Annotated in this window: 18 protein-coding genes and 1 rRNA gene; 11 read left to right on the top strand and 8 right to left on the bottom strand. The window is 39.4% G+C overall.

Annotated elements, in window-relative coordinates:
• A 16S ribosomal RNA gene (locus M3183_RS21945) occupies positions 1 to 217 on the bottom strand; the annotation flags it as partial.
• Between the two features lie 410 nt (positions 218 to 627).
• Between M3183_RS21945 and M3183_RS21940 the strand changes: the two genes are divergently transcribed.
• A complete protein-coding gene (locus tag M3183_RS21940; RefSeq protein ID WP_251472974.1) occupies positions 628 to 1,398 on the top strand; it encodes a nuclease-related domain-containing protein in 771 nt (256 codons plus the stop codon).
• Positions 1,399 to 1,749: 351 nt separating this feature from the next.
• Here M3183_RS21940 and gyrA read toward each other — a convergent pair whose 3' ends face one another.
• The 7 genes from gyrA to dnaA form a co-directional block, all read right to left on the bottom strand.
• Complete coding sequence (gene gyrA, locus M3183_RS21935) at positions 1,750 to 4,323, bottom strand: DNA gyrase subunit A (protein WP_251472972.1); 2,574 nt, start codon at positions 4,321 to 4,323, stop codon at positions 1,750 to 1,752.
• Between the two features lie 130 nt (positions 4,324 to 4,453).
• Positions 4,454 to 6,376, bottom strand: a complete 1,923-nt coding sequence (gene gyrB / locus M3183_RS21930; protein WP_251472980.1) for a DNA topoisomerase (ATP-hydrolyzing) subunit B — start codon at positions 6,374 to 6,376, stop codon at positions 4,454 to 4,456.
• A 68-nt stretch (positions 6,377 to 6,444) separates the two neighbouring features.
• Complete coding sequence (gene remB, locus M3183_RS21925; protein WP_251472970.1) at positions 6,445 to 6,696, bottom strand: extracellular matrix regulator RemB; 252 nt, start codon at positions 6,694 to 6,696, stop codon at positions 6,445 to 6,447.
• A 41-nt stretch (positions 6,697 to 6,737) separates the two neighbouring features.
• A complete protein-coding gene (gene recF, locus M3183_RS21920) occupies positions 6,738 to 7,853 on the bottom strand; it encodes a DNA replication/repair protein RecF (protein ID WP_251472968.1) in 1,116 nt (371 codons plus the stop codon).
• A gap of 53 nt (positions 7,854 to 7,906) precedes the next feature.
• The gene (gene yaaA / locus M3183_RS21915; protein WP_251472967.1) at positions 7,907 to 8,122 is read right to left on the bottom strand and encodes a S4 domain-containing protein YaaA; all 216 of its coding nucleotides are present in this window, start codon (positions 8,120 to 8,122) and stop codon (positions 7,907 to 7,909) included.
• 165 nt (positions 8,123 to 8,287) lie between these two features.
• Entirely contained in the window at positions 8,288 to 9,424 is a 1,137-nt protein-coding gene (gene dnaN, locus M3183_RS21910) for a DNA polymerase III subunit beta (RefSeq protein WP_251472966.1), read from the bottom strand.
• Between the two features lie 203 nt (positions 9,425 to 9,627).
• Positions 9,628 to 10,974 (bottom strand): chromosomal replication initiator protein DnaA, encoded by a 1,347-nt coding sequence (gene dnaA, locus M3183_RS21905; protein WP_251472965.1) that lies wholly within the window; start codon positions 10,972 to 10,974, stop codon positions 9,628 to 9,630.
• A 656-nt stretch (positions 10,975 to 11,630) separates the two neighbouring features.
• On the opposite strand from dnaA, the gene rpmH reads away from it, so the two are divergent.
• From rpmH to M3183_RS21855, 10 genes are all read left to right on the top strand, one after another.
• A complete protein-coding gene (gene rpmH, locus M3183_RS21900; RefSeq protein WP_074033983.1) occupies positions 11,631 to 11,765 on the top strand; it encodes a 50S ribosomal protein L34 in 135 nt (44 codons plus the stop codon).
• Positions 11,766 to 11,913: 148 nt separating this feature from the next.
• Positions 11,914 to 12,270 carry a ribonuclease P protein component gene (gene rnpA / locus M3183_RS21895; RefSeq protein ID WP_251472964.1) on the top strand — a complete coding sequence of 119 codons (357 nt, stop codon included), beginning with the start codon at positions 11,914 to 11,916 and terminating at the stop codon, positions 12,268 to 12,270.
• A 162-nt stretch (positions 12,271 to 12,432) separates the two neighbouring features.
• Positions 12,433 to 13,179: a YidC family membrane integrase SpoIIIJ gene (gene spoIIIJ / locus M3183_RS21890; protein ID WP_396953750.1), complete on the top strand. Its 747-nt coding sequence runs from the start codon at positions 12,433 to 12,435 to the stop codon at positions 13,177 to 13,179.
• Positions 13,176 to 13,799 (top strand): RNA-binding cell elongation regulator Jag/EloR, encoded by a 624-nt coding sequence (gene jag, locus M3183_RS21885; RefSeq protein WP_251472960.1) that lies wholly within the window; start codon positions 13,176 to 13,178, stop codon positions 13,797 to 13,799. Before spoIIIJ ends, jag begins: the two co-directional genes overlap by 4 nt.
• A 638-nt stretch (positions 13,800 to 14,437) precedes the next feature.
• Entirely contained in the window at positions 14,438 to 15,823 is a 1,386-nt protein-coding gene (mnmE, locus tag M3183_RS21880; RefSeq protein ID WP_251472978.1) for a tRNA uridine-5-carboxymethylaminomethyl(34) synthesis GTPase MnmE, read from the top strand.
• A 120-nt stretch (positions 15,824 to 15,943) separates the two neighbouring features.
• Positions 15,944 to 17,839 (top strand): tRNA uridine-5-carboxymethylaminomethyl(34) synthesis enzyme MnmG, encoded by a 1,896-nt coding sequence (mnmG, locus tag M3183_RS21875; RefSeq protein ID WP_251472957.1) that lies wholly within the window; start codon positions 15,944 to 15,946, stop codon positions 17,837 to 17,839.
• Between the two features lie 18 nt (positions 17,840 to 17,857).
• A complete protein-coding gene (rsmG, locus tag M3183_RS21870) occupies positions 17,858 to 18,574 on the top strand; it encodes a 16S rRNA (guanine(527)-N(7))-methyltransferase RsmG (RefSeq protein WP_251472955.1) in 717 nt (238 codons plus the stop codon).
• Between the two features lie 148 nt (positions 18,575 to 18,722).
• Positions 18,723 to 19,586, top strand: coding sequence for a nucleoid occlusion protein (gene noc / locus M3183_RS21865; protein WP_251472954.1), 864 nt, complete (start codon positions 18,723 to 18,725; stop codon positions 19,584 to 19,586).
• 222 nt (positions 19,587 to 19,808) lie between these two features.
• Positions 19,809 to 20,570, top strand: coding sequence for a ParA family protein (locus M3183_RS21860; protein ID WP_251472953.1), 762 nt, complete (start codon positions 19,809 to 19,811; stop codon positions 20,568 to 20,570).
• Positions 20,571 to 20,574: 4 nt separating this feature from the next.
• Complete coding sequence (locus tag M3183_RS21855; RefSeq protein WP_251472977.1) at positions 20,575 to 21,432, top strand: ParB/RepB/Spo0J family partition protein; 858 nt, start codon at positions 20,575 to 20,577, stop codon at positions 21,430 to 21,432.
• The last annotated feature ends 44 nt before the right edge of the window (positions 21,433 to 21,476 follow it).

Raw genomic sequence — 21,476 nt, 5'->3', positions numbered from 1 at the left:
AAACCGACTTTTAACTTATCTGCATGTGCAGATAAGAATTATCCGGTATTAGCTCCGGTTTCCCGAAGTTATCCCGATCTTACAGGCAGGTTGCCCACGTGTTACTCACCCGTCCGCCGCTAACTTTTGGGAGCAAGCTCCCAAAGATTCGCTCGACTTGCATGTATTAGGCACGCCGCCAGCGTTCGTCCTGAGCCAGGATCAAACTCTCCAAAAAAGTTGAGTTGATTAGCTCATAAAAGTTACGTTGGCTTCATCTCATTTAAGAAATGAATGATTATTGTTTGTTGACGTTTTGTTTGTTTAGTTTTCAAAGAACAACTTTATAACCAATCGCTCAATGCGACTTTATTAATATATCATCTGTCTCATGGTATGTCAACATTATTTCTATTTTTTCTACATGTTTTTTAAAATCGTTAGTGTCTTTTAAAATTATAGTAAAATATCTTTTTCGCTTAACCTTGAAGAGTTTTTTTGTATTTTATTTTAACCGTTAAAATAATCACTGAATTTTAAGAGAAATTCTTTTAAAATAGTCCTTATTATATTTAAGGGATGTGAACTTTGAAAAGATTTCGGCCTGTACCATATGAATTAAAAGTATTAAGAGTTTTAAACCCCTGAATGACTACTTCAGAAAAAGAAATGTTTGATTACCTTAATGCTGAGAAGGGATATGACGGGGAATTAATGTTTGATCAACTGACCGATAAGCTGCATGGCGAGAGAATTGTTTTAAAAGACTTGCTTTTAAAAACAAGCAGTACATATTTTCAAATTGATTCAGTTATTATTTCCCAGTGGAAAGTTGACTTATTTGAAGTAAAAAATTATGAGGGAGATTATTTTTCAGAATCGGGTAAGTTTTTTAAAGTCCCAAAAAGAGAAGTAAAGAATCCCTTTAATCAATTAGAGCGGAATACATCTCTTATGCGCCAATGGCTGAATCAACATGGATTTCAAATTGAAGTTAAAGGCTGGGTGACCTTTGTTAACCCTGAATTTTCACTTTTCCAAGCACCTCTTAATTTCCCTGTAATTCTCCCTTCACAACTTAACCGCTTCATGAGGAATTTGGACTTGCAGCCATCAAGATTAAATAATATTCATAAAAAGATTGCTGAAACATTGATTTCAAACCACCACGAAAAGAGTCCTTATACCCAATTACCGGCTTATGAATTGGGACTTCTTAAAAAGTTGATTTCTTGTCCTAAGTGTCTTCATTTTATGATTTTAATGGGTCGGAATAAATGTATTTGTAATAATTGTTCATACATAGAGAAAATTAACTCTTCTGTACTGCGTATTGTAGGGAATCATCAATTACTTTTTCCTAGTAGTAAAAATAACTACCCAAGAAATATTTCAGTGGAGTGGTGGAGTTGTGGCTGAAAAAGTAATTAGAAGGGTATTAAAGGAAAATTTTAATGAAGCAGGCTTTGGACGATGGGTTTATTTCAAATGATAAAGTAATTATTAAAGAGGGGGATAGTTCCAATAACTATTTCCCCTACTTTACTGAATTCTCTTGTGATGCTCCATTTCGAGCAGCTAGAGCCTTTCTACTTTACCCAATTCCTTTGTACTTCTCAGTTTCGGGCAGCTAGAACCCTTTCCACAACTCTATATCTAAATTTCCTTCGTCCTAGACCTATAGCACCATATCAAATTAGATTCCTGTCCTCATACTAAAAAAAGGAACACAATAAACTGTGCTCCTTTCTTCTTACTTTAAAAATGTACTTATTCCTCTTCATTCGATTCAGAAGTATCCTGATCTACAGGTCCACTGTTGTTCTCTCCAGCATCAACTGGGGTTCCTTCAGTTCCTTCACCTTCGACCAGTTCTCCCTCGTCAAGGATTTCTTCTTCTTCTTCATCTTCTTCTTTTTCTACCTTGGCTACGGTGGCTACGTATTCATTTTCGCTTTCCTTTATACTGATCAGTTTGACACCTTGTGTGTTCCGTCCCATTGTGGAGATACCGGCAACATCGATTCGGATCAGTACGCCGCCTGTTGTAATTAACATTAAGTCCTCTTCACCGGTTACGGCTCTTACCGATACCAGGTCACCATTTTTCTCTGTGACGTGGCAGGTCTTGATTCCTTTTCCGCCTCTGCCTTGAATGCGGTATTCGGAGGCTTGGGTCCTCTTGCCGTACCCATTTTTCGTAACAATTAAGACATCATTCTCTTCTTCCAGCACTTCCATGCCGACCACTTCATCATCTGCATCAAGGGTTATACCTTTTACACCAGTGGCTGTACGTCCCATTGATCTTACATCATCCTCTGGAAAACGGATTAACATGCCTTTTTTCGTCCCGATAATGATGTGCTTATTGCCGTCTGTTAAGCGGACAGAAATCAATTCATCACCTTCACGGAGATTCACTGCGATTAATCCATTATTGCGGATGTGGGCAAATGAAGATAATGGCGAACGTTTGGAAACACCTTCTTTTGTGGTAAAGAACAAGAACCAATCATCGACAAATTCCGTAACTGGGATAATGGCATTGACCCATTCCCCTTTATTAATACCCAGCAGGTTCACAATAGGAATTCCTTTAGCTGTCCGGCTGAATTCCGGAATTTCATAGCCTTTAGAACGATATACTTTCCCCTTGTTGGTGAAGAACAGAATGGTATCATGGGTTGAAGTTGTCATTAAATGTTCTACAAAATCATCATCATGTGTTCCCATTCCCTGAATTCCTCTGCCGCCCCGTTTTTGGGAACGATAAGTGGAAACTGGAAGGCGTTTAATATAGCCATTATGTGTAAGGGTAATAACGATATTTTCCCTTGGAATTAAATCCTCATCTTCAATATTCTCAATTCCGCCGGCGACAATTTCCGTGCGGCGCTTATCATTAAACCGTTCCTTTATTTCCAATAATTCCTCGCGGATAATTTCAAGTACCTTTTCATCATCTGCCAAAATTGCCTTTAACTCAGCAATTAATTTCACAAGTCCTTGATACTCGTCCTCAATTTTTTCTCTTTCCAAACCGGTTAAGCGCTGCAGACGCATATCTAAAATTGCCTGAGCCTGCTTTTCGGAAAGGCTAAATTCACTCATTAACCCTTCACGGGCAATATCTGTTGTAGCAGAATTACGAATAAGGTTTATCACAGCATCTAAATTATCCAGTGCAACACGTAATCCCTCTAAGATATGGGCACGGGCTTCTGCTTTACGCAGTTCAAACGCAGTCCTTCTGCGAATAACGACATTTTGGTGGTCCAAGTAATGGACAAGCATCTGCTTCAAGCTTAAAACCTTTGGATGCCCATTTACTAGTGCTAAATTATTAATCCCAAAGGTGGTCTGCAGGGCTGTTTGTTTATATAAGTTATTTAAAACAACATTGGCGTTGGCATCTTTGCGAATCTCAATAACAATTCGCATACCTCTGCGGTCGGATTCATCCCTAAGGTCTGTGATTCCTTCAATTTTTTTATCACGAGCAAGCTCGGCAATTCTTTCAATCAGTTTTGCCTTGTTTACTTGATAAGGGATTTCGTGGACAATAATCGTTTCTTTACCATTTGATTTTTGTTCAATGTCTACTTTTGCCCGCAGTGTAATGGAACCTCTTCCAGTCTCATATGCCTTCCTAATTCCGCTGCGGCCAAGAATGAGCCCTCCGGTAGGAAAGTCAGGACCAGGGATGATGTCCATTAATTCCTGTGTTGTAATTTCCGGCTCACGGCTGACAGCCAGTACGCCATCAATCACCTCACCAAGCTGGTGCGGCGGAATATTAGTAGCCATCCCAACCGCAATACCGGTTGTCCCATTAACCAAAAGGTTCGGGAATCTTGATGGAAGTACGACAGGTTCTTTTTCTTCACCATCATAGTTGTCTTGATAATCAATAGTATCTTTGTTAATATCTCTTAATAATTCCATTGAAATTTTGGACATTCTAGACTCTGTATAACGCATTGCTGCAGCAGAGTCGCCGTCTACAGAACCGAAGTTCCCATGTCCGTCCACAAGCATATAGCGATAGTTAAAGTCCTGTGCCATACGTACCATTGTTTCATAAACGGCTGCATCACCATGAGGGTGATATTTACCGATTACATCGCCGACAATACGGGCTGACTTTTTATAAGGTTTGTCCGCATGAATGCCAAGATCGTGCATAGCATAAAGAATACGGCGGTGGACTGGCTTTAATCCATCCCTTACATCCGGCAGGGCACGAGAAACGATAACACTCATCGCATAGTCAAGAAAAGATGTTTTCATTTCCTGGCTAATATTGACTTCTTTTATATGTGACTTTGGTGTTTCAGCCATTTTTGGTACCTCCTATTTGGATCCCCTTGCTTACTTAAAAAGAAAAGGAGGATAGTGGTTACCCCTCTACCCTTACTTTTTTTATTTACCTTTTCAAGACGTTAGGCCGTCAGCAAAGCGCCTGCCTTTTCTATACATCGAGATTCTTAACATATTGAGCATTTTCTTCGATGAAATTACGGCGCGGTTCAACTTTTTCACCCATTAACATCTCAAAGGTTTCATCTGCTTCAATTGCATCTTCAAGGCTTACTTGGAGCATGGTTCTTGTGTCTGGATCCATGGTTGTTTCCCATAATTGTTCAGGATTCATTTCTCCTAGACCTTTATACCGCTGAATATTTGGCTTAGGCTGGCTTGGCAGTTCAGCAAATATCCTCTCCAGCTCTTTATCATTGTAGGCATATTCGATTCGTTTGCCTTGCTGTACTTTATATAATGGCGGCTGTGCAATATAAACATAGCCTGCTTCTAGGATTTTCCTCATATAACGATAAAAGAAGGTTAGCAGAAGGGTTCGAATATGGGCACCATCAACATCCGCATCTGTCATAATCACAACTTTATGGTACCTGGCTTTCGCGATATCAAACTCTTCTCCAATACCTGTTCCAATGGCCGTAATCATAGCTCTGACTTCATTGTTGGACAGAATTCTGTCAAGACGTGCCTTTTCCACGTTTAAGATTTTCCCCCGGAGCGGTAAAATAGCCTGGAAGTGACGGTCACGTCCTTGTTTTGCTGATCCTCCTGCAGAGTCACCCTCAACGATATATAATTCACTTTCAGAAGGATCACGTGATGAGCAATCAGCTAATTTACCAGGAAGACTTGAAACCTCGAGGGCACTTTTCCTGCGGGTTAATTCCCTTGCCTTTTTGGCAGCCATCCTTGCTCTTGAAGCCATTAAACCTTTATCAACAATTTTTCTGCCAACCATAGGGTTTTCCATCAAAAACTTCTCAAAGGCACTTGAAAAAACTGTATCAGTTATCGCTCTAACTTCCGAGTTGCCAAGTTTTGTTTTGGTTTGCCCTTCAAATTGCGGATCTGGATGCTTAACAGAAACAATGGCAGTCAATCCTTCACGAACATCCTCACCAGAAAGGTTTGATTCACTTTCTTTAATTAATCCATTTTTCCGTGCGTAATCGTTGATAACTCTTGTTAAGGCCGTTTTAAAGCCAGATTCATGGGTTCCGCCTTCATAGGTATGAATATTATTTGCGAAGGAGTATATACTTTCGGTATAGCCCTCATTGTATTGAAGAGCTACTTCAACACTGATTCCCTCACGTTCTCCCAATACATCAATTGGTTCCTCATGAATTACTTCTTTTGAGCGGTTTAAATGTTCTACATAGGACTTTATACCGCCTTCATAGTGATATTCATTCTTTTTATCTTCAACACGCTTATCTTCAATCGTGATTCTAAGTCCGCGGTTTAAAAATGCTAATTCACGAATACGAGTGGCTAAAATATCATATTCATATTCTAAGGTTTCGGTAAAAATCTCACTATCAGGTTTAAAGTGGGTAATAGTACCAGTCTTATCAGTGTCGCCGATTATTTTTAAATCAGCAGCCGGGACTCCGCGCTCATATTTTTGATAATAGATGTGGCCATCCCGATGAACAAAAACTTCCAAATAAGTGGATAGAGCATTAACAACAGAAGCACCAACACCGTGAAGTCCGCCTGAAACCTTATATCCGCCTCCGCCGAATTTACCTCCTGCGTGGAGGACAGTCATAATGACTTCTACCGCCGGCCGGCCCATTTTTTCCTGTATTCCGACTGGAATACCACGGCCATTGTCTGTTACTGTAATGCTGTTATCCTCTTCAATCGTGACATTGATTTCAGTACAGTAGCCTGCGAGCGCCTCATCAATACTGTTATCAACAATCTCCCAAACAAGATGGTGAAGACCTCTGCTGCTGGTTGAACCGATATACATACCAGGTCTTTTTCTTACAGCCTCAAGTCCTTCCAAAACTTGAATCTGATCCGCTTCATATGCTTGCTCCTGAACTGCCTTTTGATCCATTGTCACTTGATTCACCTGCACTTTCTGAACATAAGTAAATCTATATTTTTAAAAAAATAAAAACTACACTAATATGATTCCTGTAAATTTATTTGTGTTGAACGCTTCTTTAAAGTTCCAGAAGCAATAGGGGATAAATAAACATACTGATCGGTTATGATAACTGATTTAAAAGGGTTTTTAGACAAATTCATTACCTTTTCCTTATGCTGGTTTAAGAATTCATCCAGCATTTCGGAATTTTGGACACTTTCCTTATCCAATACTGCAATGATGTCTTTCACCCTGATATTTAGATCCTCACCAATATGAATATACATACTTCACCTCATCCTAGCAATTGCTCAGAAGCCGTAAAAACTCACGCTTTTTTCATAATGCCGGAAGTGACCTCAAATGTTGAAGCCTCTTTTAAAGTTTGGTGGTCAATTCCGTCCACACTAGTGGTAGTAACAAAAGTTTGTACTTTACCCTGGATTGTATTTAATAAATGAGATTGGCGGTAATCATCTAATTCTGATAACACATCATCCAACAGCAATATTGGATACTCGCCAATTTCAGCATGTATTAATTCTATTTCAGCAAGCTTAATCGACAGTGCCGTTGTTCGCTGCTGGCCCTGAGACCCAAATGTTTGCACATCTCTGTTATTGACGAAGAATAATAAATCATCACGATGGGGGCCAAACAACGTTGTCCCCCTCTCCATTTCTCTATTTTTCACTTTTTCAAACTTTTCTTGAAACGTCGTTACCATTTTCGACAAATCTTGGTCTTCTAATACCTCTACAGACGGTTTATATTGAATTTCAAGGGTTTCCAGCCCTCTGGAAATGCCATGATGAATCGGTTTCGCCCAATTTTGCAGCAGCCGCAGGAATTCAAACCGTTTTGTCACAATTTTTACTGCCATTTGAATAAATTGTTCGGTTAGAATTTCAAGCATGGTCAAATCTGTTTGCTTTTTAATCTGCATCATTTTTAAAAAGTGATTGCGCTGCTGGAGAATTTTTTGATATTGGCTCATATCATGTAAATAAATGGGGGATACCTGGCCTATCTCCATATCAATAAACCTTCTGCGGACCTGTGGACTGCCTTTAACTAAATTAAGGTCTTCAGGGGCAAACATAACCACATTCATATTGCCCACATATTGGCTTAATTTTTGCTGTTCAATATGGTTGCATTTTGCCTTTTTGCCCTTTTTGGATATCACTAATTGTAAGGGTAAAGAACTGTGCTGTTTTTGAACCCTACCCTCTATTTTAGCATAATCTTGATCCCAACGGATAAGATCTTTATCATTTGAAGTTCTGTGTGACTTAGCCATGGCTAAAACATAAATGGATTCCATGACATTTGTTTTTCCTTGGGCGTTTTCACCTAAGATGACATTTACTTTATTTTCAAATTCTACGAATAACTCCTCATAGTTTCGATAATCTTTTAAGCTTAGCGATTCAATATACATAACGTCATCCTCTTCAGAAATGCTTGCCGCCCCTGACGCTTGAGCTGGACAGATTATTCGGTTATGACAAATTCACCGATGCTCTTAATTTGAATTTTATCACCCGCTCGAAGCTTCCTTCCTCTTCGCTGATCCTGTTCGCCATTAATAAAAACTTCATGTTCGCTTAAAAACCATTTGGCCATGCCGCCTGATTGAATAACTTCAGCCAGCTTTAAAAATTGACCCAATGTAATAAATTCCGTATCCAGTTTCACTTTTTCAGGCAAATCTTTCACCTTCATTTCCCAATTTCAGTATAGAGTCTTGAATTAGTCTTACGTCGCTCCATTTTTTATCCAAACAAAAGTCTCAATACTTTATTTTACTAAATGTAAAACTTATTTTCAAAAGAAACCCGAAAAAAAGCCACCGGTAATGGCGGCTTCATGTATTTAGTAAGTCCTGACAGGTAAAATAAGCTGCAGAATGGTTTCGTCATTTAACGGACGAATAACGAATGGACGCATGGCTCCAGTAAAGCTGATATTAATGTCTGTCCCCTCTAAGGCCTTGAGGGCATCCATCATATACTTTGCACTAAAGGAGATTTTTAATTCCTCGCCTGTAACCGTCTCACTTTGAACTTCTTCGATTACCTTCCCAATTTCTGGTGTATTGGAGGAAATTTCAATCACTCCTCCCTCATGGGTTGCCAGTTTCACAACGTTGTTTCTGCCTTCCCGAGCAAGTAAAGAAGCACGGTCAATGGCTTGTAAAAAATCCTTTGTATTAACAGTAATATCCGTTTTGCTTTCATTTGGGATTAATCTTGATGTATCTGGATAATTGCCTTCTAACAGTCTGGAGAAGAACAATAAATGTTTCGCTTTAAATAAAATTTGATTTTCAGTAATAACGATATCTATTAAGTCATTTGTATCATCAATAATTTTACTTAATTCATTTAGACTTTTTCCGGGAATGACAATATTATAACTGACATCACTGCCTGCTTCGATTTTTGCTTTACGGAGTGCCAACCGGTGGCTGTCTGTTGCAATACAGTTTAGCTCCCCATTTTCAATATTCCAGTTTACACCTGTCAAGATGGGGCGTGTTTCTGAAGTAGACACTGCAAAATGGGTTTGTCTAACCATTGCTTTTAAAAGATCAGCAGCAATTTGAAATTTATTATTCTCTTCTATCTGCGGCAAGTGAGGATATTCCTCTGCATCAAGGCCAATTAAGTTAAATTCAGACTTTCCTGAGCGAATAACAGTTTGCAGATGATTTAATACTTCAATCTCCACAAAGTCGGTAGGCAGTTTTTTAACAATTTCGCTGAAAAACTTTGCCTGAAGGACAATTGAACCAGGCTGTTTGATTTCAACAATTTCATTGCCTGACTCTTCTTTAGGAATAAAAGATTCAATTGAAATATCAGAGTCACTTCCGGTTAATGTTACACCTTCCTCAGCGGCAGTCATCTTAATTCCCGTTAAGATTGGAATCGTTGTTCTAGAAGTAATAGCTCTCATGACATCTTGAACACTTTGTACGAGTCGATCCCGTTGGATAATAAATTTCATTTTTAATCCTCCGTTTTAGCATAAATTTTTTACAGCAATATATAATAATATTTTTTTAAAAAAATAGAAGAAGTACTAGTAGGGCTTGTTAACATGTGGATAACTCAAGATAATAACGGAAACACAGCCTATCCACATGTGGACAGACTGTGCATATGTTACAGAAGGTTATTCACACTGTTAACAGACATGTGCTTTTCTAATTAAACCTTCAACATTTCATTTAATTCTTTTATTTGCTTTTGCAGCTGTGAATCTGTTTGAAGAAGCTTTGAAATCTTTTCATGAGCATGTATGACCGTCGTATGGTCACGGCCGCCAAACTCTTCTCCTATTTTGGGCAATGAATGGTCGGTTAATTCACGAGATAAGTACATCGCGATTTGTCTTGGGAAGGCAACAGACTTTGTCCGTTTTTTTGCCTTAAAGTCCTCAAGCTTGACGTTATATTGCTCTCCAACTATCTTTTGAATTTCAAGAATGGTAATGACCTTAGGCTTAGAACTTGGAATAATATCTTTTAAAGCTTCAGCAGCTAAATCTGCATTAATGTCTTTATTTATCAGCGATGAATAGGCAACAACACGGATTAATGCCCCTTCAAGTTCACGAATATTGGAATCAATTTGGTTCGCAATATAAAGCATGACTTCATTTGGAATATCCAGTCCATCTGCTTTTGCTTTTTTTCTAAGAATAGCAATTCTTGTTTCCAAGTCTGGTGGAGTAATATCGGTGATAAGCCCCCACTCAAACCTTGATCTTAAGCGGTCCTCTAATGTTGGAATCTCTCTTGGAGGACGGTCGCTGGAAATAACAATTTGTTTACTCTCTTCATGGAGGGCGTTAAAGGTATGGAAAAATTCCTCCTGGGTTGATTCTTTTCCAGCTAAAAATTGAATATCATCTATCAGCAGGACATCAACATTTCGATATTTATTACGAAAGTCTTCTGCACGATTGTCCCTAATTGAGTTGATAAACTCATTTGTAAATTTTTCAGAAGACAAATAGACTACTTTGGCTGCTGGATTGTGCTCTAAAACATAATGTCCAATGGCATGCATTAAGTGAGTTTTTCCAAGTCCAACTCCTCCGTAGATGAAAAGTGGATTATAAGCCTTAGCAGGTGCCTCTGCTACAGCAAGTGAAGCAGCATGAGCGAAACGATTACCGGAACCAATGACAAAAGTTTCAAAAGTGTATTTAGGAATTAATACGCTTGTCGGAAAATCTGTCTGGTCTTCATCCCTTTTTCCCCTTTTTGGCGGGGCTGTCATTTCTATTTCTTCTTCTTTTTGATCCTGCGGAATGATGAACTTTGCTGCTAGTTTTTCTCCGGTAATTTCGTATAAAATGTCCGAAATCAGCGCCGAATAACGTTCCTCAAGCCAATCACGCGCGAACTCGTTTGGAACATGTATGATGAGCAAATCACCTTGAAGGGAATGGGCCTTCGTTGATTTAAACCATGTTTCAAAACTTGGCTTGCTTATTTTCTTTTCAATATTAGAAAGAGCTGCCTGCCAAAGATCCGCAATATTTTCCAACTATTTTCCCTCCCTTTTTTATATAAATGCTGGTATTCTCCGTGCTCCTATTTCGAAATTGTTAATTTTAACGTACGTTCATCTTAAATAGAGCTATAAAATTATCATTATATGAATAGTGAATTGTGGAAAACATATAATAAGGATAAAATGCAGAATTTCGACAATATCCACTTCCTGTGGACAAACTTTTACAGAACCTAAGGATAAGATGTCCACATGTTATCCACAAATTGTGGATAAAGTAATTGTTCTATGAAGTTATTCAGAGTGAAAACATAGATATGATATCAAATTTAAGTAAGCCATGCAATGCTTTTTCAAAACTTATCCACAACGGAAACATTCTGTGCATAGAAATTGTCCACAGATAGATAATTTGTGAAAAACCTGTCAATATCTTGTGTAAAAGGCGAAAAAAATGTCGATTTTTTATCCACAAATTTTTTTATCCTGTTCTTTAGAGAACACTTAACAAAAAATAGGGTATATGCCAGTAGAATAAACTTATTTGTTTTATTCCATGCAAAAAGAAATTGGTAATTTGGTACAATGTTTGGTGAGCAGTTGACAATTTAATGGTGACGTCTTTATAATAAATTAGACTGTCGTCTGAATATGAATTAGGACTTTTCCTTATTAGGGGGGTGTCATATATGAAAAGAACATATCAACCAAATAAACGTAAACACAGCAAAGTTCACGGTTTCCGCAGTCGTATGAGCTCAAGCAATGGACGTAACGTTCTAGCTCGTCGCCGTCGTAAAGGAAGAAAAGTATTATCAGCTTAGACCACTGAAACGTCTCAGTGGTCTTTTTTCTAATTTAAATGTGTGGAAGCGCCTTATCAGGGACTCGTCAGCATATCAACGAGTCCCAATAGACGCTGAAGCTTGATAGTCATCGAAGTTCAGATGCAACCCGATTGAAGGTGACAGAATGAAAAAGGAATTGCGAATTAAAAAAAATAAAGACTTTCAAGTGGTTTTTCAAAAGGGACGTTCATTTGCGAATCGGCAATTTGTTGTTTATGCACTGCCGAAAGAGGATCAAGGTTTTTTCCGGATTGGTCTGTCTGTAAGTAAAAAGATCGGCAATGCTGTTACGAGAAATAGAATAAAACGGTATATCAGGCAGTCTATCTTAGAATTGAAAGATAGTTTGCTGCCAGGTATGGATTACGTGATTATTGCCAGGAAGCCAGCAGCTGAAATGGACTTTTTTGCGGTTAAAAGCAGCATTATCCATGTGCTTAAGGTGGGAAAGGTTTTAAAGAAAAGTGCAAAAAATCAATGAATTGTCCAACACAAGTAAAGCAATTTAATAAAAAAGATGGTAAAATTACCTTTGAATATATAAATAGGGAATATTTACATATAAAAATTTTTTAAATATATTTTCACTTTATTTTTGAGGAGGAAATGCTGGTTGAGAAAAAGAATATTACTTGTATTTGGAATGCTTACTGTCTTTTTGGCACTCGCTGGATGCAGTCAAACCAATAAGCCAATCACATCAGAAAGTACAGGCATTTGGAATGAATACATTGTCTATCCATTATCTTGGTTGATTAAGGAAGCAGCTTATTTACTTGGGGGCAGCTTTGGACTCTCTATTATTATTGTTACAATCTTGATCAGGCTGGTGATTTTGCCTCTGATGATTAAACAGACGAAGAGTTCAAAAGCCATGCAGGCCCTGCAGCCGGAAATGAAAGCACTCCGCGAAAAATACAGTTCTAAAGATCAAAAAACACAGCAAAAGCTTCAGCAGGAAACAATGGCTTTATTTCAAAAACATGGCGTAAATCCAATGGCTGGATGTTTCCCGTTAATCATTCAGATGCCAATTTTAATTGGATTCTATCACGCCATTATGAGAACAAGGGAAATTGCTGAGGGAAGTTTCTTGTGGTTTGACTTAGGTGAAAAAGATCCTTTTTATATTTTACCGATCGTCGCAGGTATTACGACATTTATTCAGCAAAAGATTATGATGGCCGGTACAGCAAACCAGAATCCGCAAATGGCGATGATGGTATGGATGATGCCGATTATGATTGTCATTTTTGCTATCAGTTTTCCATCAGCATTATCTTTGTATTGGGTAGTCGGAAATATCTTTATGATTGTGCAAACCTATTTTATTAAAGCACCGGATATTAAGGCGCAAGAAACCGGTAAAGCAGGAGGAACTAAAAAGTGAAACAGGTAACTGCTACAGGACAAACCGTCGAAGAAGCAGTAGAGTCAGCTTTAGCACAATTAAACACCTCTAAAGATCAGACAAGCATTGATATTATTGATGAAGGTAAAAAAGGGATTTTTGGGATATTTGGATCGAGGCCGGCTGTTGTTAAGGTTTCAGTGATAATTAATCCCATCGATGAAGCAAAGAAATTTCTCATGCAAGTGAGTGAACAAATGGGTTCTCCCGTAGAAGTTGAAGTAAAGCAGGAGGCCAAACAGGTCTATTTTACCCTGTCAGGCGATAAAATTGCGTTGTTAATTGGAAAGCGCGGACAAACTCTAAATTCACTTCAATATTTAACCCAGTTGGTGATAAACCATTTTTCGCAAGGGTATCTAAATGTGATTTTAGACGCGGAAGACTACCGCAGCAGAAGAAATGAAACACTGGTTTTACTGGCCCAGCGTCTCGCACAAAAAGCGGTTAAGACGGGCAAAGATGTGTCATTGGAACCAATGCCATCTTATGAACGTAAAGTAATCCATACCGCATTAGCAGATGATAAGCGGGTAAAGACCAGTTCTGATGGAACTGAACCACATCGGTATGTTGTGATCTCACCGATTAGAAAATAAATTTATATCAATACAAGACATCCTTTCGTTTCGAGAGGGTGTTTTTTTATGCACCTTTTATATTTTTTTACGCTTTTGTCTTTTAAAATGGTCTATTTACATCGCCTGGCCAGTTTTCATTCTGAATAAGTTTTCCGGATACCTTGCGAAAACATTAACTTATTCAGCTCGAGGTCCAATAACTTCAGTCCAGATTGTCTGAAAATAACTTTTAGAGTCGAAGAACATTTGCTTTGCCTGAGGCTCTCTGCTAAGTATGGCTGCCTTCGCTTTTTGTTTTTGTGTATAACTTTCAGTTGTTTTATTCCGAATTAAGGGGCAGTAAGCAGTGAAGTATAAACGAAGGGAACTGCCTCTAAAAGGCTTGATTGGTGAGATAGTGAAGTGAAACTTGCCAATGCGTAAGCGGGGACTTAGCAGAACCAGACAAAATCAGCAGGGATGAAAAAACCCTGCTGATTGAAGTTTCACTTTATTGTTATTCACATGTGGATAAGTTAAAATAATACAAGAATCTTATTCAGTTGTGGATAAACAGAACTTAAAAAAAGTGCTGTTATGTGGTATTCTATTTTTTTGGAGAAAAATTTATTTTTTTATATAGAAAATTTTTATAGTATTGCGGGGTGAAAGAGATGTTGGAATTGGATACAATTGCGGCAATTTCAACGCCAATGGGTGAAGGAGCGATTGCTATTGTTCGGCTGAGCGGAGAAGAAGCAATCCCTATAACCGATAAACTGTTTTCGGGTGTCAGCGGAAAGACATTGGCTGAACAAGGAAGCCATAGGATTCATTATGGACATTTACATGATCCAAAAAGCGGCCAGGTGGTTGAAGAAGTGATGGTCTCCGTAATGAAGGGGCCAAAGACCTTTACAAAAGAAGATGTAGTAGAAATCAACTGTCACGGCGGATTAGTTTCGGTTAATCGAGTCCTTCAGCTTGTGTTGAATAATGGGGCACGGCTTGCTGAACCAGGGGAGTTTACAAAACGTGCCTTTTTAAATGGACGGATTGACTTATCACAAGCAGAAGCAGTTATGGATTTAATTCGGGCAAAAACCGACCGGGCCATGAACGTTGCTCTTGGGCAAATGGAAGGGAGACTTTCCCGGCTGATACGCCGTTTAAGGCAGGAGATTTTAGAAGTCTTGGCCCAAATCGAGGTAAACATCGATTATCCGGAATATGATGATGTCGAAGAAATGACACATACCTTGCTCATGCCAAAGGTGAATTATGTAAAGAGTGAAATTCAAGAACTCTTACAAACTTCACAGCAGGGGAAAATTTTACGTGAGGGGCTTTCTACTGTTATTGTCGGCAGGCCGAATGTAGGGAAATCCTCGTTATTAAACAGCCTTGTTCAGGAAAATAAGGCAATTGTTACTGATATTCCGGGAACTACAAGAGATGTCATCGAAGAATATGTAAATGTGCGCGGTGTTCCGTTAAGGCTTTTAGATACAGCGGGAATCAGAGAAACTGAGGATATAGTAGAACGGATTGGCGTGGAACGCTCACGCCAGGTGCTGAAAGAGGCCGATTTGATTTTATTGGTGCTGAATTATTCGGATAAGCTGACAAAAGAGGATGAAAACCTGTTTGAAGCAGTAAAAGGAATGGATACAATTGTTATTGTCAATAAAACTGACCTTCCACAGCAAATTGATCTTGAGAAGGTAAAGCAATTAGCGAAGGATCACAAGATTGTGACAACCTCGCTGCTGGAAGACCAAGGTGTAAATGAATTAGAAGAGGCTATTTCCTCCTTGTTTTTCACTGGGTCTGTGGAGGCGAAGGACGCTTCTTATGTTTCTAACAGCCGTCATATTGCTTTATTGAACCAAAGTTTGCAGGCAATTGAGGATGCCATTTCGGGTGTGGAAATGGGGACACCGATTGATATTGTTCAAATAGATTTAACGCGGGTATGGGAACTGCTGGGTGAAATCATTGGAGACAGTGTTCAGGACAGTTTAATCAATCAGCTGTTCTCACAGTTCTGTTTAGGTAAATAGAGTGTTTTGGGCTAGGCTTGCGGGATGGTGCTAAGGTAATCTTGCACATGGCCGGAGCCGGATAAAAGAAGAAGTAATGCATTTTTTCCGTGTTTTGCGGAAAAGGAGGAACCAAACGTTATGCAGCAATATGAAGCAGGAAATTATGACGTCATCGTCATCGGGGCTGGCCATGCGGGCTGTGAGGCAGGCCTGGCTTCGGCAAGAGTGGGCGCCAGCACATTAATGATAACAATTAACCTGGATATGGTGGCATTTATGCCATGTAACCCATCGGTCGGAGGACCAGCAAAGGGAATTGTTGTCCGGGAAATAGATGCTTTAGGCGGGCAAATGGCCAAAAATATTGATAAAACCTATATTCAAATGCGGATGTTGAATACTGGGAAAGGCCCTGCAGTGCGCGCGTTACGGGCTCAGGCTGATAAAAATGAATATCAGCATGAAATGAAAAGAACGCTTGAAGAAGAACAGAACCTTACCTTAATTCAGGGAATGGTTGAAGAGCTGATTGTTGAAGACGGCGTATGTAAAGGTGTTATTACTAAAACAGGAGCAATCTATCGTTCTAAAACAGTTGTTATTACAACTGGAACCTTTTTGCGCGGCGAAATTATTATCGGCGAGCTGAAATATTCAAGCGGACCAAATAATCAACAACCATCAATTAAATTGTCAGAACACTTAGAGCAGCTCGGGTTTGAGCTTGTCCGTTTTAAAACTGGGACACCTCCGAGGGTTAACGGCAAAACGATTGATTACAGCAAAACTGAAATTCAGCCTGGGGATGAAGAACCAAGGGCATTTTCATATGAAACAACGAAATTTATTACGGATCAGCTGCCTTGCTGGCTTACGTATACAAATGAACATACACACCGCTTAATTGATCAGAACCTGCATCGTTCACCAATGTATTCTGGAATGATTAAGGGAACAGGTCCGCGTTATTGCCCTTCCATTGAGGATAAAGTTGTCCGCTTCAATGATAAGCCGCGCCATCAAATTTTCCTTGAACCAGAAGGAAGAAATACAAAAGAGGTATATGTTCAGGGACTTTCTACCAGCCTGCCTGAGGATGTTCAGCATGATCTGGTGAGAACAGTGGCTGGTTTAGAGAAGGCAGAAATTATGAGACCAGGTTATGCCATTGAATATGATGCAATTGTTCCAACACAATTATGGCCGACTTTAGAAACCAAGGTTGTAAAGAACCTTTATACTGCCGGGCAAATTAATGGAACATCCGGTTATGAGGAAGCTGCCGGCCAAGGCATCATGGCTGGCATTAACGCAGGCCTTAACGCGCTGGGCAAGGAAAGTTTGGTTTTAAGCCGCTCTGAGGCTTACATTGGTGTTTTGATTGACGACCTTATTACAAAAGGCACGAATGAACCGTACCGCCTGCTTACTTCAAGGGCTGAATACCGCCTCTTGTTAAGACACGACAATGCCGACCTTCGTCTCACAGAGATTGGTCATAAGATTGGTTTAATCGGTGAAGAGCGTTATCAAGCCTTTTTAGCGAAAAAGGAGGCCATTGAAGCAGAGAAGGAGAGACTGCGGTCCACCATTCTGAAACCATCCGATAAAAATGTTCAAGAGTTAATTCGAAACATTGGCGGCAGTGAGCTAAAAGATGGAATTCGTGCATCTGACTTATTAAAACGGCCAGAGATGACATATGAATTGCTTGAAACGGTGGCAAGCCCAGAAACACCTTTGGATGTTGAATTAAAGGAACAAGTGGAAATTCAAATTAAGTATGAGGGTTATATTGACAAATCCCTGCAGCAGGTGGAACGCCTGAAAAAGATGGAGGATAAAAAGATTCCGGAAAATATTGATTATGATGCTATTTCAGGACTTGCAACTGAAGCAAAGCAAAAGCTTAAGTTAATCAGGCCGCTGTCACTTGCACAGGCATCAAGAATTTCCGGGGTAAACCCTGCCGATATTTCCATCCTGCTTGTCTACCTGGAACATGGCAGAATTGCTAAGATAGCCAATGAATAAAATGAGTGAGGATCTCGAATGAATATTGAACAATTTTCAGAAAGTATGAGGGAAAATGGAATCATCCTGACGGAAAAGCAGCTTGAACAGTTTGAAAAATATTATGTGACACTTGTGGATTGGAATGAAAAGATGAATCTAACCGCTATCACGGAAAAGGAAGATGTTTACTTAAAACATTTTTATGATTCACTGACTGCTGCTATCTATTATGATTTTACCAAGCCCTTTCGTCTTTGCGATGTAGGGGCTGGTGCAGGATTTCCAAGCATTCCATTAAAAATTGTCTTCCCAAATATTGAAGTAACCATTGTCGATTCTTTGAATAAACGGATTTCCTTTTTAAACCACCTTTCAGATGTATTAGGGCTTGAGAATGTCCAGTTTATTCATGACCGGGCTGAGACTTTTGGGGTTAACCCAAAATACCGGGAAAGCTATGATGTCGTTACGGCACGGGCTGTTGCAAGAATGTCTGTGCTGAGCGAGTTATGTTTGCCGCTTGTGAAAGTTGGAGGACATTTCATTGCCCTAAAGGCAGCAAATGCTGCAGATGAATTAAACACAGGCAAAAAGGCAATCGCAACCCTTGGAGGCAAGCTGGAAAGTATGTCCACTTTTACATTGCCAATGGAGGAATCGGAGCGAAATATACTTATTATCAAAAAAGAAAAGCAGACACCGAAAAAGTATCCTAGAAAGCCTGGTACACCGGGAAAAACACCTATTGAGTAGTACACATTCAACTATTTACGCAGGGCATCTCAGGGAAAAATCTGCTTTGGGGTGCTGACAAATTTTTTGTAAAAATGTTATCCTTAGCAGGAAGAATTCATTTAAATAGAGAATAAGTAATAGGGAGTTTCGAAAGGTGGTGTTGGGGATGAAGAGTTCGTTTACACGCTTTTTTGGCCTCGGTGACAAAGAAGAACAAACGGTTGAGCTGGAACAAGAGTTGAATGTGGAGCGAAATGAGGAAATCAAAAAAATACCGATTGATCAAATTGCTCCTAACCGTTTTCAGCCGCGAACCATTTTTGATGAAGATAAAATTGAGGAATTATCGCGAACCATTCATATACATGGGATTATCCAGCCGATTGTTGTCAGGGAGTTTGCCAAGGATCAATTTGAAATTATTGCCGGTGAACGACGCTGGAGAGCCATGAAAAAGCTAGGTTGGACGGAGGCTCCAGCCATCATAAAGGACATGACGGATACGGAAACGGCATCTGTTGCCTTAATTGAGAACCTGCAGCGGGAAGAATTGTCTCCAATTGAGGAGGCTATTGCTTATGGCAGGCTGTTAGAACTGCATAATTTGACCCAGGAGGCGTTAGCACAGCGCTTAGGAAAGGGGCAGTCGACTGTTGCCAATAAGCTGAGGCTTCTTAAATTACCGCAGACTGTTCAAGATGCCTTACTGAAAAAAGCGATAACGGAGCGTCACGCACGTGCCCTTATTCCGCTTAAAGACCCGGAAAAACAAACAGCACTGCTTGCTGAAATCATTGAGAAAAATTTCAATGTAAAGCAAACAGAAGACCGAGTGGCAAAAATGCTGGAAGAAAAAACAACAAAACCAAAACCAAAGCGAAAAGCTTTCAGTAAAGATATGAGAATTGCTGTTAATACCATACGCCAATCATTATCAATGGTAACCGACAGCGGTATTAATCTTGATTCAGAAGAAGAAGAATTTGATGATTTCTACCAATTTACCATAAAAATCCCAAAGAAAAAGTAATAGACGAGATAACAAGGAACCAGACAACTAATTTGTTTGGTTCTTATTTTTTAGAATAATTATCCAATTTCTCTCTTTTAACCGAATATTTCTTGGAAAAAAATAAACAACCCGTTGGTTTCATGGTAAAATAGAGAAATGGAATTTTATTTTTTTAGGGATGATAGCAGATTTAAATTTGCTAGAATCATATTTTTTTAGAGGTAAAGGGTGGGTGACAACGTGGGTAAAATCCTTTCAATCGCGAATCAAAAAGGTGGAGTTGGTAAAACAACGACCTCTGTCAACCTAGGCGCCTGTTTAGCATATATCGGCAAACGAGTCTTATTAGTAGACATAGATCCGCAGGGAAATGCAACAAGCGGGATTGGAATTGAAAAGGCAGTTGTCGAGCAATGTGTATATGATGTTTTAGTAGATGATGTAGAGGCAAAAGATGTCATTTTACCAACTGTTATTGAGAATTTGTACGCTATACCTGCAACCATTCAGCTGGCAGGTGCAGAAATTGAACTTGTCCCAACTATATCAAGAGAAGTCCGTTTAAAAAGGGCCCTTGAGGAAGTAAAGGATCAATTTGATTATGTTATTATTGATTGCCCTCCATCATTAGGCCTGTTGACCCTTAATGCATTAACAGCTTCTGATTCAGTTATCATTCCCGTCCAATGCGAATACTACGCCTTAGAGGGATTGAGCCAGCTGCTGAATACTGTAAGACTGGTGCAAAAACATTTAAATAAGAATTTAAAAATTGAAGGTGTTCTGTTAACCATGTTGGATGCCAGGACCAATCTTGGAATACAGGTAATCGAAGAAGTTAAAAAATACTTTCAAGATAAGGTATATAAAACGATTATTCCACGTAATGTTCGTCTAAGTGAGGCACCGAGCCATGGGGAGCCGATTATTACGTATGATGCAAAGTCCCGTGGAGCTGAAGTGTATTTAGATTTGGCAAAGGAAGTGGTCAAAAATGGCTAAAGGATTGGGGAAAGGGTTAGGAAAGGGATTGGATGCGTTTTTCTCCAACATGGAACCTGATAAAGAAGAAGCGGTTCAAGAGATTAAGATTAAGGAATTAAGGCCTAATCCCTATCAGCCGCGGAAGTTCTTTCAGCAAGAAGCCATTGATGAATTAAAGGATTCTATCCTGGAGCATGGGATTTTGCAGCCGTTGATTGTTAGAAAGAGTATTAAAGGCTATGAGATTGTTGTCGGGGAACGCCGCTTCCGTGCAGCAAAGGAAGCAAAGCTCACTAGTGTACCTGCTGTTGTAAGGGAGTTTACAGAACAGCAAATGATGGAACTGGCTGTTATTGAAAACCTGCAGCGGGAAGATTTGAATCCGATTGAAGAAGGACAAGCCTATCAAACTTTGATGGATAAGTTGAAGCTGACCCAGGAAGAAGTGGCGAAGCGCTTAGGAAAAAGCCGTCCGCATGTTGCAAACCATATCCGCTTATTATCCCTTCCTCCTAAAATTCAAGAACTCATTGCGGACGACAAAATATCTATGGGCCACGGACGTGCCTTGTTAGGATTAAGGAAAAAGGCCAGCCTGCCGATGGTAGTTGAAAAGGTCATCAAAGAATCTATGAATGTACGCCAATTGGAAAAATGGATTCAGGAATTAAATGAAAATGTTCCACGTGAAACAAAGAAGCCGGAAAAGAAAAAGGACGTCTTTATTATGGAGAGGGAACACTCCCTCCGCGAACGGTTTGGTACGTCTGTTACGATTAAGCAGAACAAAAATAAGGGGAAAATTGAAATTGAATTTTTCTCAAATGACGATCTGGAACGGATTCTGGAAATTCTCGGGCAGGATCATGACTCACTGTAAGACCATCTATTAGGATGGTTTATTTTTTTAAAAGTAAAGGAATT

This window comes from Neobacillus mesonae, assembly GCF_023715155.1.
Classification (GTDB): domain Bacteria; phylum Bacillota; class Bacilli; order Bacillales; family Cytobacillaceae; genus Neobacillus; species Neobacillus mesonae_A.
This window is presented reverse-complemented; position numbering and strand designations above follow the sequence as displayed.

Bases quoted from the DNA above. Each gene is read 5' to 3' on its own strand.
- gyrB (WP_251472980.1), bottom strand. From the start codon at position 6,376: ATGGATCAAAAGGCAGTTCAGGAGCAAGCATATGAAGCGGATCAGATT.
- M3183_RS21940 (WP_251472974.1), top strand. From the start codon at position 628: ATGACTACTTCAGAAAAAGAAATGTTTGATTACCTTAATGCTGAGAAG.
- rpmH (WP_074033983.1), top strand. From the start codon at position 11,631: ATGAAAAGAACATATCAACCAAATAAACGTAAACACAGCAAAGTTCAC.
- gyrA (WP_251472972.1), bottom strand. From the start codon at position 4,323: ATGGCTGAAACACCAAAGTCACATATAAAAGAAGTCAATATTAGCCAG.
- rsmG (WP_251472955.1), top strand. From the start codon at position 17,858: ATGAATATTGAACAATTTTCAGAAAGTATGAGGGAAAATGGAATCATC.
- rnpA (WP_251472964.1), top strand. From the start codon at position 11,914: ATGAAAAAGGAATTGCGAATTAAAAAAAATAAAGACTTTCAAGTGGTT.
- mnmG (WP_251472957.1), top strand. From the start codon at position 15,944: ATGCAGCAATATGAAGCAGGAAATTATGACGTCATCGTCATCGGGGCT.
- noc (WP_251472954.1), top strand. From the start codon at position 18,723: ATGAAGAGTTCGTTTACACGCTTTTTTGGCCTCGGTGACAAAGAAGAA.
- dnaN (WP_251472966.1), bottom strand. From the start codon at position 9,424: ATGAAATTTATTATCCAACGGGATCGACTCGTACAAAGTGTTCAAGAT.
- recF (WP_251472968.1), bottom strand. From the start codon at position 7,853: ATGTATATTGAATCGCTAAGCTTAAAAGATTATCGAAACTATGAGGAG.
- spoIIIJ (WP_396953750.1), top strand. From the start codon at position 12,433: ATGCTTACTGTCTTTTTGGCACTCGCTGGATGCAGTCAAACCAATAAG.
- remB (WP_251472970.1), bottom strand. From the start codon at position 6,696: ATGTATATTCATATTGGTGAGGATCTAAATATCAGGGTGAAAGACATC.